This window comes from Posidoniimonas polymericola (genome assembly GCF_007859935.1).
GTDB classification, from domain to species: Bacteria; Planctomycetota; Planctomycetia; order Pirellulales; family Lacipirellulaceae; genus Posidoniimonas; species Posidoniimonas polymericola.
This window is the reverse complement of sequence record NZ_SJPO01000003.1, coordinates 49,433-61,580: the sequence shown is the minus strand read 5'-3', so window position 1 is coordinate 61,580 and position 12,148 is coordinate 49,433. Positions and strand designations below refer to the sequence as shown.

The following is a 12,148-nucleotide window of genomic DNA, read 5'->3' as shown; positions in this document are numbered from 1 at the left end:
CGCGGTTCAGGTGGCCCGTCCTCGCAGCTTGTTCCAGGGGGTCTTGAGCGTGCGGACCGCCTGCCGGGCGAAGCGGTCGGCCCGCGCGGTCGCCTGCTTGCGGAGCCGCCGCCCCGCCGATATCGGGCGGGGCTCGTCGACAGCCAGCTCGCGGCACAGCCGCTCGGCGTACTCGGCCAGGCGGGCGTGTTCGTCGACCGCGATACGCGGCGCTTCGTCGTGGATCGCGTCGTCGTAGATAGCTAGCAGCTGGTCGACCATCAGCTCCAACGAATTCTCCCTCCGAACCCGCTCGGCAACGAGCGCGGCGTCGTCGGGGTCGTACCGCGCTAGCCGCGCCGCGACGCCCGCGAGCGTCAGCGGATCGACCAGCAGCCGCCTGCCGAAGTTGCGGAGCCGCTGCTGCTGCAAGTCGGCGCTGGTGACCAACGGCCCCAGCCCGGCGGCGTCGGCCACCACCACGGCGCAGCCGCTCGCCAACGCCTCCCAGGCGCAGCGGCCCTTGGCGAACACGACGTCGTAGTCGGGCAGTCGCCGCTCGGGTTCGGCGCAGTCCGCGCCGAAGCGGCGGCCGATCAGGTCGACCGCAATCCCGGCCTGCCGGCACGCCGAGATAATCGGCTCGGCGGCGTTCTCAGAGAGGTAATTGCCAAACACCGCGGCCCGCTGCGGCCGCCGCGCGGGCGCACGCCGCCGAGCAAAGCGCTCGAGGTCGACGCCGTTCAGCAGCAGGTCGATCTCGTCCTCTCGGTATCCGAAACCGCACACCAGCCGCTCGCGGCACAGCATGTCGACCGCGATCCGGCGCCGAACGTTGGGCAGGTTGGGCGGGACGTCGCCGCGCCAGTGCCAAGCGTGGCAGGTCTGCACCGCGGGGGCGGTCGGGAACCGCAGCATCGCGGCCAGCAGCGAAAGCCCATAGTGCCCATGAATCACATCGGGCCGGTCGGCCAGCAGAGTCAGGTCGTCGAGAACCGGGATCGATTGCTCGCGCAGCCGCTGGCTGAAAGCCCCAAGCCTGGGGGCAAACACCACCGGCCAATGGCCCCGCGCAATCAGCTGCCGCGCGAGGTCCTGCACGTGGGTCTCGACGCCGCCGCTGGCGACCAGCGAGCACGTTGCCAGGAGGACTCGCATGGGGACCGATTTCCAGCGATGAGGTGCGGATAACAACAGCCGAGAGTCTAGGCGGTTGCCGCCGGCCGGGCGATGTCGATTCGGCCGGATTGCCAGCGTCGTGGATCGCGAATACGGTCATCCGCATGCACTCGGGAAGCCGCCGCCTCATCTCGGCCGGCCGCGAGAGGGCCGCAAACTCCCCGATTTCGCTAGCATCTTCCCCCGGGAAGCCTGTTTGGCCAAATCTGCCCCCAGGACCATCACAGAACCTTCACACATTCTTCACAATCCAGAAGTAGGCTGGCGGCTCGCGCGACGTTGGGTCGTCGGGCCCCGTGCGGGGCGAATCCTTCTGCGTCCAGGTTCTTCCAGGAAAGTCGATTCCCAAATGAAATTCTCTCGTTTCCACGCCCTCACTCTTGGAGCCGCCCTGCTCGCCAGCAACACCGGTTGCCAGCCCCCCGCGGCCGAGAAGCAGATCAGCATCGACGGCTCGAGCACGGTCTACCCAGTAAGCGAAGCGGTCGCGGAAGAGTTCAGCGCCAAGAACCCCGGCGTGAAGGTCGCGGTTGGTTTCTCCGGCACCGGCGGCGGCATGAAGAAGTTCGCCGCGGGCGAGATCGACATCTGCGACGCCTCGCGTGGCATGAAGGAGGCCGAGGCCGAGAAGTGCAAAGCGGCCGGCATCGAGTTCATTGAGCTGTCGGTCGCCTACGACGGCCTGGCCGTGGTCATCCACCCGAAGAACGATTCGGTCGACAGCCTGACGGTCGAAGAACTGAAGCAGATCTGGCAGCCCGAGAACCCGGCCAAGAAGTGGAGCGACGTGAACCCCGACTGGCCCGAGGAAGACCTCGTGCTGTACGGCCCCGGCACCGACTCCGGCACGTTCGACTACTTCACCGAGGAGATCGTCGGCGAGACCAAGGCGAGCCGCTCCGACTACGGCGCCAGCGAGGACGACAACACCATCGTCAACGGCGTCGCGGGCAACGAGCACGCCCTGGGCTACTTCGGCTTCGCCTACTACCTGGAGAACCAGGACAAGCTGAAGCTGGTGGCCGTCGACGGCGGAGACGGCCCGGTAAAGCCCTCGATGGAAACGGTGATGGACGGCACGTACTCGCCGCTGGCCCGGCCGCTGTACATCTACGTCAACCTCGAGTCGCTGAAGCGGCCGGAGGTCGCCGAGTTCGTGAAGTTCTACATGGCTCAGGCCGCGGCGTTGTCGAAAGAAGTCGGCTACGTGCCGGTGCCCGAGGACGTCGCCCAGGAGAACGAGACCACCCTCAACGCCGCGCTCTCTCCGGCCGAAACACCCGCCGAAGCCCCGGCCGAAGCGGCCGCCGAGTAGGGACCCCCGCTTGACCTCCACCACCGCCACACCCGACGCGATTCCCGCTGACTCGCTGCATCGCAGCAGCGGCGCGAAGTCGCGCGCGGTGTGGGAGGGCGCCATCTACTGGGTGCTGTGGCTGTGCGCGGGGGTCTCGGTGCTGACAACCCTGGGCATCGTGGTGGTGCTGATGGTCGAGTCGCTGCAGTTCTTCCGCGAGGTGAGCCTGGTCGAGTTCCTGACCGCCAGCGAGTGGTCGCCGCTGTTCCGCGACAAGCACTTCGGCATCCAGCCGCTGTTCTGCGGCACCCTGCTGGTCACCGGCGGGGCGATCCTGATCGCCGCGCCGATCGGCCTGGGCACGGCGATCTACCTGAGCGAGTACGCCTCGCCCGCGGTCCGCGAGACCGTCAAGCCGCTGCTCGAGGTGCTCGCCGGCATCCCCTCGGTGGTGTACGGCGTGGTGGCGGTGACAACCGTGTCGCCAATCATCAAGGCGTGGTTCCACACCGACAGCATCTACAGCGCGGCGAGCGCCAGCATCGTGGTGGGATTCATGATCCTGCCGATGATCGTCTCGCTGAGCGAGGACGTGCTGCGGAGCGTGCCGGGCGCGCTCCGCGAGGCGGCCTACGCCCTAGGGGCCACCAAGTTCGACGTCACCGTGAAGGTGATCGTCCCCGCGGCGCTGTCCGGCATTGTCGCCTCGGTGCTGCTGGCCGTGTCCCGCGCCATCGGCGAGACCATGGCCGTCACGCTCGCGGCCGGCGCCCAGCCCAACCGCACGCTCAACCCGCTCGAGGCCGTGCAGACCATGACCGCCTACATCGTGCAGGTCAGCTCCGGCGACACGCCCTCGGGCACGCCCGAGTACCGCGCGATCTTCGCGGTCGGCCTGACGCTGTTCATCTCGACCATGGCGCTCAACGTGCTGGCCCAATGGATCATCAACCGGATGCGGGAGCAGTACGAATGACCTCTCCGCTCGCCAGCCCCGAAGACGACGCCCTGCTGCGTCGGCGTCAGTGGACCTCGCGCGTGTTCGGCCTGCTGTGCGGCGGCGCCACGCTGCTGTGCCTGGCAATCCTGTTCGGCCTGCTGGCCACGGTGGCCGTCAACGCGTACGACGCCTTCCTGCCGGCCGAGACCCGCGCCGCGCTCGAGGGCAAGTCTACCCTGGAGGGCCTCGGCACTCGCGTCGGCGCGTTGTTCTCCGCCGAGTACTGGCAGCGCGGCTGGCGGTTCCTGGCGGAGGGGCCCTCGCGGCGGCCGGCCGACGCGGGCGTGAACCCCGCGATCTTCGGCAGCCTGTGGCTGATCGGCCTGACGGCGCTGCTCTCGGTGCCGGCCGGAGTCGGGGCGGCGGTGTACCTGGAAGAATACGCCGCCGCGACGCGGTGGAAGCGGCTGGTGCAGCTCAACATCGCCAACTTGGCCGGCGTGCCGTCGATCGTCTACGGCATCCTGGGACTGGGCGTGTTCGTCCGCGCGGTGTCCCTGCAAGCGCCGGGCGGCGAGTTCCTGGTCGGGTTGTCGCTGGGGCGTGTGATATTGTCCGGCGCGCTGACGCTCAGCCTGGTGGTGCTGCCGATCGTGATCCTCGCCTCGCAGGAGGCGCTGCGGGCCGTGCCCAAATCGATCCGCCAGGCGAGCTACGCCCTGGGCGCCACGAAGTGGCAAACCACTTGGCGGCAGGTATTGCCGGCCGCCCTGCCCGGCATGATGACCGGCGTGATCCTGGCGATCTCTCGGGCCCTCGGCGAGGCCGCCCCCCTGGTGGCGGTCGGAGCGGTCGGATTCATTAGCTACACGCCCAAGTCGGCGTACTCAGAATTCACGGCGCTGCCGCTGCAGATCTACAACTGGGCCTCGCGGCCGCAGGCCGAGTTCCACGCCCTCGCCTCGGCGGCAATCCTGGTGCTGCTGGCGGTGCTAATCATGATGAACGCGGTAGCGGTCTGGGTCCGCTACTACTACGGTCAGAGGATCCGATGGTGACCCCCGCCACTCCCCCTCTCTATCCCCGCGCAACGTCAACGCCAAACCGCAACATGAGCGTCAACGCCTTGCCTGCCGAACCGAACCGCACCGGACTCAAGCCGCCCCGGATGGCCCACGCCCGCACGTCCCGCTCCGCGGACGAGCTGGCCGCGTCGGCGCCGAAGATCTCTGTCAGCTCGCTGAACTTCTTCTACGGCGCCAGTCAGGCGCTGTTCGACATCAACCTGAAGATCCCGGAGCACTGCGTCACCGCGTTCATCGGCCCGTCGGGCTGCGGCAAGAGCACCTTCCTGCGGTGCATGAACCGCATGAACGACATGATCGAGGGGACCCGCCTGGAGGGCGACATCCTGCTCGACGACCACGACATCAACGCGCCGCGGGTGGACGTGGTCTCGCTCCGCAAGCGGGTCGGCATGGTGTTTCAGAAGTCCAACCCGTTCCCGAAGTCGATCCTGGAGAACGTGATCTACGGCCCCAAGGTCGCCGGCCTGCGGAACAAGGGGCGGCTGATGGAGATTGCCGAGCAGTGCCTGGAACGCGCCGCCTTGTGGAACGAGGTCAAGGACCGCCTGAACGACTCCGCCCTGGCGCTATCCGGCGGCCAGCAGCAGCGGCTCTGCATCGCCCGGGCGCTGGCGACCAACCCCGAGGTGCTGCTGATGGACGAGCCCGCTTCGGCGCTCGACCCGGCTTCGACCGCGCGGATCGAGGACCTGATCTTCGAGCTTAAGGACCGCTACACCATCGTCATCGTGACGCACAACATGCAGCAGGCGGCCCGGGTCTCGGACCAGACGGCGTTCTTCTTCCAGGGCGAACTGGTCGAGGCCGGCCGCACCAACGAGCTCTTCACCAACCCAACCAGGAAGCAGACCGAGGACTACATCACCGGCCGCTTTGGCTAGCGACGCCGCGTCCGCCCCGTCGCCGAAGCCCAACTGTCCCCCTACCTGCCCGCTGCATGTCCAAACACCTCGAACGCGACCTCGAACTCCTCGAACGCGACGTCCTTGCGCAGTCGTCGATTGTCGAGGACATGATCCGCACCGCGACCCGCTGCCTGCGTGACCAGTCGACCGAGGCGCTCAGCGACCTCGCCGCGCTGGAGCCGAAGGTCAACGCCCGCGAGGTGCGGATTGAAGAAGAGTGCCTGAAGATCCTGGCGCTGCATCAGCCGGTCGCGACCGACCTGCGGCGGGTGGCGACCATCCTGAAGATCAACGCCGACCTCGAGCGCATCGGCGACCTGGCGGTCAATATCGGCGAGCGGGTCCGCTCCATGGCCGAGCTGCCGGTGGTGCCGGCCCCCGCCGGCCTGGACGAAATGACCAGCGTCACGATCGAGATGGTCCGCGACGCCCTGGACGCCTTCGTGGAGCTCGACGCCGACGCCGCCCGCGCGGTCGGCAAACGCGACGACATCGTCGACGACCTCAACCATGACGTGATCAACGAGCTGCACGCGGTGATGCAGGCCCAGCCGAGCCTGGTCGAGCCCGCCGTGCACCTGTTCTCCGCCACGCGGCACCTCGAGCGGATCGCCGACCACGCCACGAACATCGCCGAGGACGTCATGTACCTTGTGGAGGGCGAGATCGCCCGACACCGTCACCGCCAGGCAGGCGCCGAGTTCTAGTTACCCACCGCGTCCATGAGCAAGAACCGCATCCTGATTGTCGAAGACGACCGCTCGCTGGCGGACGTGCTCGACTACAACCTCCGCCAGGATGGCTACGAGACCGTGGTCGCCCTTAACGGGCAGGACGGCCTCAACCAGGCCAAGCTCAAGACCCCCGACCTGGTCGTGCTCGACCTGATGCTGCCAGTCGTCGACGGGCTGGAGATCTGCCGCCGGCTCCGCGCCGACCCGGTCACCCGGCAGATGCTGGTGCTGATGCTGACCGCCAAGGCCGAAGAGACCGACCAGGTGGCCGGCTTCTCGGTCGGCGCCGACGACTACGTCACCAAGCCGTTCAGCGTGAAGGTGCTGCTCGAGCGGATCCGCGCCCTCCTCCGCCGCCGCCAGGGAGAATCCCAGCACGACGAGGTGATCGTCAGCCAGGGCATCCTCATCGACCGCGAGCGGCACCGCTGTACGGCCGGCGACCAGCCGCTCGACCTGACCCCCAGCGAGTTCGGACTGCTCGAGACCCTGCTCCGCCAGCCGGGCCGCGTGTTCTCCCGCTCGGAGTTGATCGACTCGGCGCTCGGCGGCGACTCGCTGGTCCTCGAGCGGACCATCGACGTGCACATCCGTGCCCTCCGCAAAAAGATGGGCGGGTACGCCGAGCTTGTCGAAACGGTCCGCGGCATTGGTTACCGCCTCCGCGACCCGGCCAGCAGCGAGTAGCGGCTGCGGGCCGCGGCTCCCCCCAGCGGCTTGCTGCCCAGCCGCTCGCCAGCAGCACGCGTCAAACTGCTTGACTCGATGGCCCTCATTTGCAGAATCAACGGCGGCAGAACCAACATGCCAGCTTCCTTTCCAAGACTACCGCCGCCGGCAGGAAGCCAGCGGCGGTGGTTCTTTAGTTGACGCCGCGGCTCCGCGCCCCCAATAGCAGCCTACAGAAGCGCGCAGTTGCAGACGTCGCAAAGCGCAAGCATTCCTCCAACGACTTCCGCCGGTACCTGCTGCGGCGCCCGCAGTCGGGTGTGAGTCCAGAATCTAGCGATTTTGGCGCTCGTTCCGGAAATCGCGAGTTGACTCCGGCAAACCGCCGCGGGTGACCTACGCTTGTCGGTCGAAAACCACCCGCCTTCTAGGCCCCTCCCGATACCGGAGACCGCCGTGCGTTCGCCTGCCCTCGCGTTGCTGATTGTCTGCTGCCTGGCCCCTGCCGTCGCCCCTGGCGGGCACCCGGTCGAAGACAGCTTGCGGAACCCGCGGATCGACCAGCTGGAGCGGGAGAAGCTCGAACGGGTGTGGCGGGAGATCGCCGAGCTGCCGCCAGCCGCCGCGGCCCGTGAGCTCCGCAAGGAGTACAAGGAACTCGGCAGCGTGCCGGGCCAAGAGACTCACTTCCGCGGCGTCATGCACAAGGACCCGCACGGGGTGACCATTATCAAGACCGTCAACAGCGATATCTACGACGCCAAGATCACCACCACTTGCCGCGAGGCGGGCATCGGCCGCTTGCTGCACACCACCCGCGAGGTCGAGTTCGAGCTCAAGCACCCCGAGGGGAGCGCGAAGGTGAAGCTCGCCGCCCAGATCGAGCAGGAGCTCAAATCCGACAAGTACCGCGACCTCTTCATGACCGCCCGCCAGAAGTACGCCGACCTGCTGGCGTCCTCGGGCGAGGAGGCGACCCATGCGGCGTTCGAGAAGGACTTCCATCCCAGCGGCCCGCACGGCCTGGAGATCCTGCCACGGCTGGTTTTCTCGCAGGGCGACTGCTTCATCTCGGCGACCCTCTCGGGCAAGGGGATCATGGGCGCGATTTCGGCCCACGACCGCAGCTCGGTCACGACTCAGATGATCAAGGACATCATGCCGCCGTACGAGGTGCACGTCTGGGCGGAGGAGATGCGATAGCCGCTCTCGGGCCTGGGGCCGTTTGACAGGGCGCCCCGGCTAGCGGGAGAATCGGGGCTGCTGCGGCTAATGGCGGAAATTTCCGCCGGGCCGCAGGGAACTTTCCCCGCGGACGGTCCGTCCTAATCCGCGGGAGAACCCTTTACCACTAACCCGTGACGCCGCCCGCGTGGAGACGAGCAACCCAGGCTCGCCGACCCGATCGCCCGACGCGCCCCCCGCGCGTCGGACCGGCGCGGCCCGTGCGCCCGCAGCGGAGGTCGGCGGGGCCGCGGCGGAGGACGACCAGACGATCGACCAGGCGCTGGCGGGCGACTCGGCGGCCTTCGGGCGGCTGGTCGAGAAGTACCAGGACCGGCTGTACAACTCGCTGCTCCGCTACACCGGGTCGTCCGAAGACGCCCAGGACATCGCCCAGGACGCGTTCGTTCAGGCGTTCGTAAAACTCAGCAGCTTTAAGCGCAACAGCGCGTTCTTCACCTGGCTGTACCGCATCGGGTTCAACCGGGCGGCGAGCAACGCGCGGAAGCGACGCGAGCGGACCTCGTTCGACCAACTAAGCGAGGCCGGAGCCCCCGACCCAACCGACCACCAGGCCCCCCCCGAAGCGGCCATGCTCGCCCAGGAACGCGTTGAACTCGTCCGCCAGGCGGTCGCCGAATTGGCCGACGACCACCGCCAGGTGGTCGTGCTGCGGGAGTTCGACGGGTTCGACTACCAACAGATATCCGAGGTCCTCGAGATCCCGATCGGCACGGTCCGCAGCCGCCTGTTCCGCGCCCGGATGCAGATGAAGGAACGTCTGGCGGCGATCGTCGACGAGGCCCAAGAAGCCCTGCAGAAGCCCGACCTGGGCGCCCAGCACTGATACCCGTTCAGCACCAACCATGATGCCCCCCGGCGACAACCCGACCGCTGCCCCCTCGAGCCAGGAAGACTGGGACGAGCTGCTCAGCGCGTACCTCGACGACGAGCTGCCGCCGGAGGAGCGCGCGGCGGTCGACGAGCACCTGGCCGGCAACGCGGATGCCCGGCGGCTGCTGGCCGAGCTGCGGGCCCTCACCGAGACCCTCCACCAGGTCCCCCACGAGGCCGTTCCCCGCAGCATGACCGACGCCGTGCTGCAGGCCGCCGAGCAGCGGATGCTGTCAATCGACCCGGCGCGTGACCAACAACACGGCGACGCTCGCGGCGGCCCAAGCGGCCGATCTTCGCTGCCGATTGGTCGGTCGCGGCGGGGCTGGTTCTGGGCCGTGGCGGCGATCGCCGCGGCGATCGTACTGATGGTTTCGCAGCGGGAAGATCCGGCGCCCACCCTCGCAAAGTCCGATGCCGAGGCCGCGCCCGAGCGGCGCGAGCCGGCCGAGATGCACGCCACCGATGAGGTTGCTGACGGGCCCGCCGAAGCAGACCGCGGCCACTACGCGTCGTCCGCCGAACCGGTCCCCGCCGACGCGTTCCCTGACGCGCAGCCGGCGCCCACGAGCGAGTCGGCCGTCGGCGACCTTGCTTTGAACAGCAATTTCGATGGGGCACGAACCGACGACGCGCAGCCCGCCACGGGGCCGCCGGGCACGCCGATGCCGAGCTCGGCTGCCACCCGCAGCACCCCCACACCGGGCCCACCGGCGCGGGGCGCCGAAACGAGTGGACTCGCGGGTGAGTTCGGGGGCGGCCGAGGTGGGTACGGCGGCGTGATCGGCGAGGCCGCCGCCGGCGTGGCGGACAACCCGCTAGTCGTGCGGTTCGACCTGCGTCCCGAGGCGTTCGCCAACCGCTTCATGGACACCGTGCTCACCAACAACGGCATCGCGGTAGAGCCGACGCCCGTGTCGCTTGGTCGACGCGCCGCCGAGACCGAAACTGAAGGGGCGACGATCGATCGCCCGCCGCGCGGACGGCTGCAGGCCCGCGACATCATGCTGGTCGACGCGCCCTCGCCGCAGATTATTGAGGTGGTGTCGCAGCTCAACCGCGACTACGTGAACGTGTTCGGCATCCAGATCGAGCAGGCGCCGGCAAAGCAACAGGCCAAGACTTATAACTTCCTGCAAGAAGAAGTTGCGCGTCAGCAGCAGGTGGCCGACCGGCTCGGCCCGCTGTCACGGGCGAACGTCGGTCCGCAGCAGGCGGCCAATACGCCGGCGATGCAGCAGCAGATCGCCCGCCGCGACTTCGAGCCGGCGACCGCCAAGCCGCTCGCTAAGAAGAGCCGCGTCCAAGAGCGTGAGCCGCGGGGCGTGGCGATCCGGATCGAGCCCGAAGAGAAGCTGGCGGTCGACACGACCGACCTGTTCGCCCAGATCAACCGCTACGCGGTCGAGAAGCTGTCGGGCGTCAACCGCGAGGCGGGTCGCGGGTCGGCGATCCCCGACACCGTGCCGGTCGTGTTCTTCATGCAGCCCTCGGCCAACCCTGTTGGGGCAGAGCCCGCGGCGCCCCGTCAGTAGCCGCGGCCCGCGGCCAGGTTGTCAAACCGGCCGGATCGGCTAGTCTGCAGCAGAAGCATCGGGCGTGCCCGCACGCCCGATGCCCTCACCCTTCAGGCTCATTCTTCGAGGAAACCCGCGATGGCAGACGTCCGCATCCGCATGCGCCCCAATGGCCCCTTCGTTGTGGAGGGCCCCTTCGAACTGGTCGACTCCGAGGGAAACAAGTTTGAGATCAGCCCCGACAAGCCGGCCGTGGCGCTGTGCCGCTGCGGCGAGTCGAAGAACCGCCCGTTCTGCGACGGCGCGCACAAGGGCTGCTTCGATTCGGACGAGCGGGCGCAGTAACCGCCCTCGGCGGTCGGCGGGGCGGGCGAACCGCCGACAGCTTATCCACGGTTTTCGCGCGCCGGCTGGGCGCCCGCAGAGGGCGCCCAGCCGGCGCGCCCGGCACGATCGGCGTGGGAAGCCCTGGGTTTTTGAGGGTTGCGCGATTCGCTCCGTCGGGCGGCTCATCCGTTTTGCCGGCGGGCTCGGCTTACGGCTGTCAGCGCGCGGCGGGGCCCGGTTAGAATCTGGCCCTCGCCCGCGACGGCCTTACAGCGCCGCCCGCGCCGCACGACCCGCTGACCGACAGGAGCCCGCCCCGCATGGCCGCACAAGAAACCATCACCGCCCCGCCCTCCAACGACGAGAAGAGCACCCCCCAAGAAAACGTCAGCCAGGAGACCATCGACGCGTCGAGTGGCTTCGTTGGCCAGTGGCAGACCCTGGTCAGCACCACCAACTGGGACAAGGGGCAGATCATCTGCTCCTGGCGCGACGAGCTGAAGCAGTCGGGCGCGCCGGTCTCGCAGTACTCGGACGAGGCCTGGTCGCAGATCGTCGGCGAGGTGACCGGCCAGCACGTCGGACGGCTGCGGCGGACCTACGAGCGGTTCGGCCAGACGGCCAAGGACTACGACGGCCTGTACTGGAGCCACTTCCAAACGGCCCTCGATTGGGAAGACGCCGAGATGTGGCTCGAGGGCGCGCTGCAGAACGGCTGGTCGGTGTCGCAGATGCGGGCCCAGCGTTGGGAGACCGTCGGCGACGGCTCCGCGCCGGAAGAACGCCCCGCGGGGACCGCTGAAGCCCTCCCCTCGGCCCCGGCCGCGCAGGGCGACGAAGCCGAGGCGGTCGACGCCGAGATCCGCGACGCGTCCGACGACGACTCTTCGGAAGAGCGTAGCGAGAGCCGCGACGGCAGCGAGCCGCACAGCCTCGACGCCCCCGCCGCGGAACGCCGCGAGCCGGTCCGCCCGATGAAGGACCTGGCGGACCTGCCCGACGACCTGGCCGAGGCGTTCGAGCAGTTCAAGCTGGCGATCCTGACGCACAAGATGACCGGGTGGAGCGAAATCTCCCGCGAGGACGTGCTGGCGTCGCTCGCGGCTCTCGAGAAGCTGGCGCTCGCGCCTTCGGAATAGTGCACGCCGTGCGTAAATGAGACGGCGTTTTGCATCAGAATTCTGGTTAAAACCAAGGGGCGTTGGGTTGGTCAATTCGGGACCGGCTCAACGCCCCTTCTTTTCGGACAATTAGCGTGTCAGCCCGGTCGGCGGCCCTTTATGCTGCGTAATACAGGCCTGGCAGCCCGCGTGCTTTTACTGCGTGCAGGTTTCCGTCGACCTGCCAGCAATAGGGCGGCCTCCAACAGACTGGGCCGCGTCGACCGACACGCGT

The 12,148-nt window shown here is 68.3% G+C and carries 12 protein-coding genes; 11 read left to right on the top strand and 1 reads right to left on the bottom strand.

Going from position 1 to position 12,148, the window contains the following annotated elements; genetic code table 11:
* Positions 1–6: 6 nt before the first annotated feature.
* Positions 7–1,137, bottom strand: a complete 1,131-nt coding sequence (locus Pla123a_RS07020; RefSeq protein WP_146585295.1) for a glycosyltransferase family 4 protein — start codon at positions 1,135–1,137, stop codon at positions 7–9.
* Positions 1,138–1,507: 370 nt separating this feature from the next.
* Here Pla123a_RS07020 and Pla123a_RS07015 point away from each other — a divergent pair, with 370 nt between their 5' ends.
* From Pla123a_RS07015 to Pla123a_RS06965, 11 genes are all read left to right on the top strand, one after another.
* The gene (locus tag Pla123a_RS07015; RefSeq protein ID WP_146585294.1) at positions 1,508–2,473 is read left to right on the top strand and encodes a PstS family phosphate ABC transporter substrate-binding protein; all 966 of its coding nucleotides are present in this window, start codon (positions 1,508–1,510) and stop codon (positions 2,471–2,473) included.
* A 10-nt stretch (positions 2,474–2,483) separates the two neighbouring features.
* Positions 2,484–3,431, top strand: a complete 948-nt coding sequence (pstC, locus tag Pla123a_RS07010) for a phosphate ABC transporter permease subunit PstC (RefSeq protein WP_231956353.1) — start codon at positions 2,484–2,486, stop codon at positions 3,429–3,431.
* Positions 3,428–4,453 carry a phosphate ABC transporter permease PstA gene (pstA, locus tag Pla123a_RS07005; protein WP_146585292.1) on the top strand — a complete coding sequence of 342 codons (1,026 nt, stop codon included), beginning with the start codon at positions 3,428–3,430 and terminating at the stop codon, positions 4,451–4,453. Before pstC ends, pstA begins: the two co-directional genes overlap by 4 nt.
* Positions 4,454–4,506: 53 nt before the next feature.
* A complete protein-coding gene (gene pstB / locus Pla123a_RS07000) occupies positions 4,507–5,364 on the top strand; it encodes a phosphate ABC transporter ATP-binding protein PstB (protein WP_449301100.1) in 858 nt (285 codons plus the stop codon).
* Positions 5,365–5,420: 56 nt separating this feature from the next.
* Complete coding sequence (gene phoU, locus Pla123a_RS06995) at positions 5,421–6,095, top strand: phosphate signaling complex protein PhoU (protein WP_146585290.1); 675 nt, start codon at positions 5,421–5,423, stop codon at positions 6,093–6,095.
* Between the two features lie 15 nt (positions 6,096–6,110).
* A complete protein-coding gene (locus Pla123a_RS06990) occupies positions 6,111–6,809 on the top strand; it encodes a response regulator (protein ID WP_146585288.1) in 699 nt (232 codons plus the stop codon).
* Between the two features lie 438 nt (positions 6,810–7,247).
* Positions 7,248–7,994, top strand: coding sequence for a hypothetical protein (locus Pla123a_RS06985; RefSeq protein WP_146585287.1), 747 nt, complete (start codon positions 7,248–7,250; stop codon positions 7,992–7,994).
* A 169-nt stretch (positions 7,995–8,163) separates the two neighbouring features.
* Positions 8,164–8,862 carry a sigma-70 family RNA polymerase sigma factor gene (locus Pla123a_RS06980; protein WP_146585284.1) on the top strand — a complete coding sequence of 233 codons (699 nt, stop codon included), beginning with the start codon at positions 8,164–8,166 and terminating at the stop codon, positions 8,860–8,862.
* A 19-nt stretch (positions 8,863–8,881) separates the two neighbouring features.
* On the top strand, positions 8,882–10,444 hold the full coding sequence (locus tag Pla123a_RS06975; RefSeq protein WP_146585282.1) for an anti-sigma factor family protein: 1,563 nt from the start codon (positions 8,882–8,884) through the stop codon (positions 10,442–10,444).
* A gap of 120 nt (positions 10,445–10,564) precedes the next feature.
* The gene (locus Pla123a_RS06970) at positions 10,565–10,771 is read left to right on the top strand and encodes a CDGSH iron-sulfur domain-containing protein (protein ID WP_146585280.1); all 207 of its coding nucleotides are present in this window, start codon (positions 10,565–10,567) and stop codon (positions 10,769–10,771) included.
* 302 nt (positions 10,772–11,073) lie between these two features.
* Entirely contained in the window at positions 11,074–11,892 is an 819-nt protein-coding gene (locus Pla123a_RS06965; RefSeq protein ID WP_146585278.1) for a hypothetical protein, read from the top strand.
* The last annotated feature ends 256 nt before the right edge of the window (positions 11,893–12,148 follow it).

Excerpts from the sequence above, each read along its gene's own strand:
- Pla123a_RS07015 (WP_146585294.1), top strand. The coding sequence starts at position 1,508 with ATGAAATTCTCTCGTTTCCACGCCCTCACTCTTGGAGCCGCCCTGCTC.
- Pla123a_RS06965 (WP_146585278.1), top strand. The coding sequence starts at position 11,074 with ATGGCCGCACAAGAAACCATCACCGCCCCGCCCTCCAACGACGAGAAG.
- Pla123a_RS06990 (WP_146585288.1), top strand. The coding sequence starts at position 6,111 with ATGAGCAAGAACCGCATCCTGATTGTCGAAGACGACCGCTCGCTGGCG.
- phoU (WP_146585290.1), top strand. The coding sequence starts at position 5,421 with ATGTCCAAACACCTCGAACGCGACCTCGAACTCCTCGAACGCGACGTC.
- pstA (WP_146585292.1), top strand. The coding sequence starts at position 3,428 with ATGACCTCTCCGCTCGCCAGCCCCGAAGACGACGCCCTGCTGCGTCGG.
- Pla123a_RS06970 (WP_146585280.1), top strand. The coding sequence starts at position 10,565 with ATGGCAGACGTCCGCATCCGCATGCGCCCCAATGGCCCCTTCGTTGTG.
- Pla123a_RS06975 (WP_146585282.1), top strand. The coding sequence starts at position 8,882 with ATGATGCCCCCCGGCGACAACCCGACCGCTGCCCCCTCGAGCCAGGAA.
- Pla123a_RS07020 (WP_146585295.1), bottom strand. The coding sequence starts at position 1,137 with ATGCGAGTCCTCCTGGCAACGTGCTCGCTGGTCGCCAGCGGCGGCGTC.
- pstB (WP_449301100.1), top strand. The coding sequence starts at position 4,507 with ATGAGCGTCAACGCCTTGCCTGCCGAACCGAACCGCACCGGACTCAAG.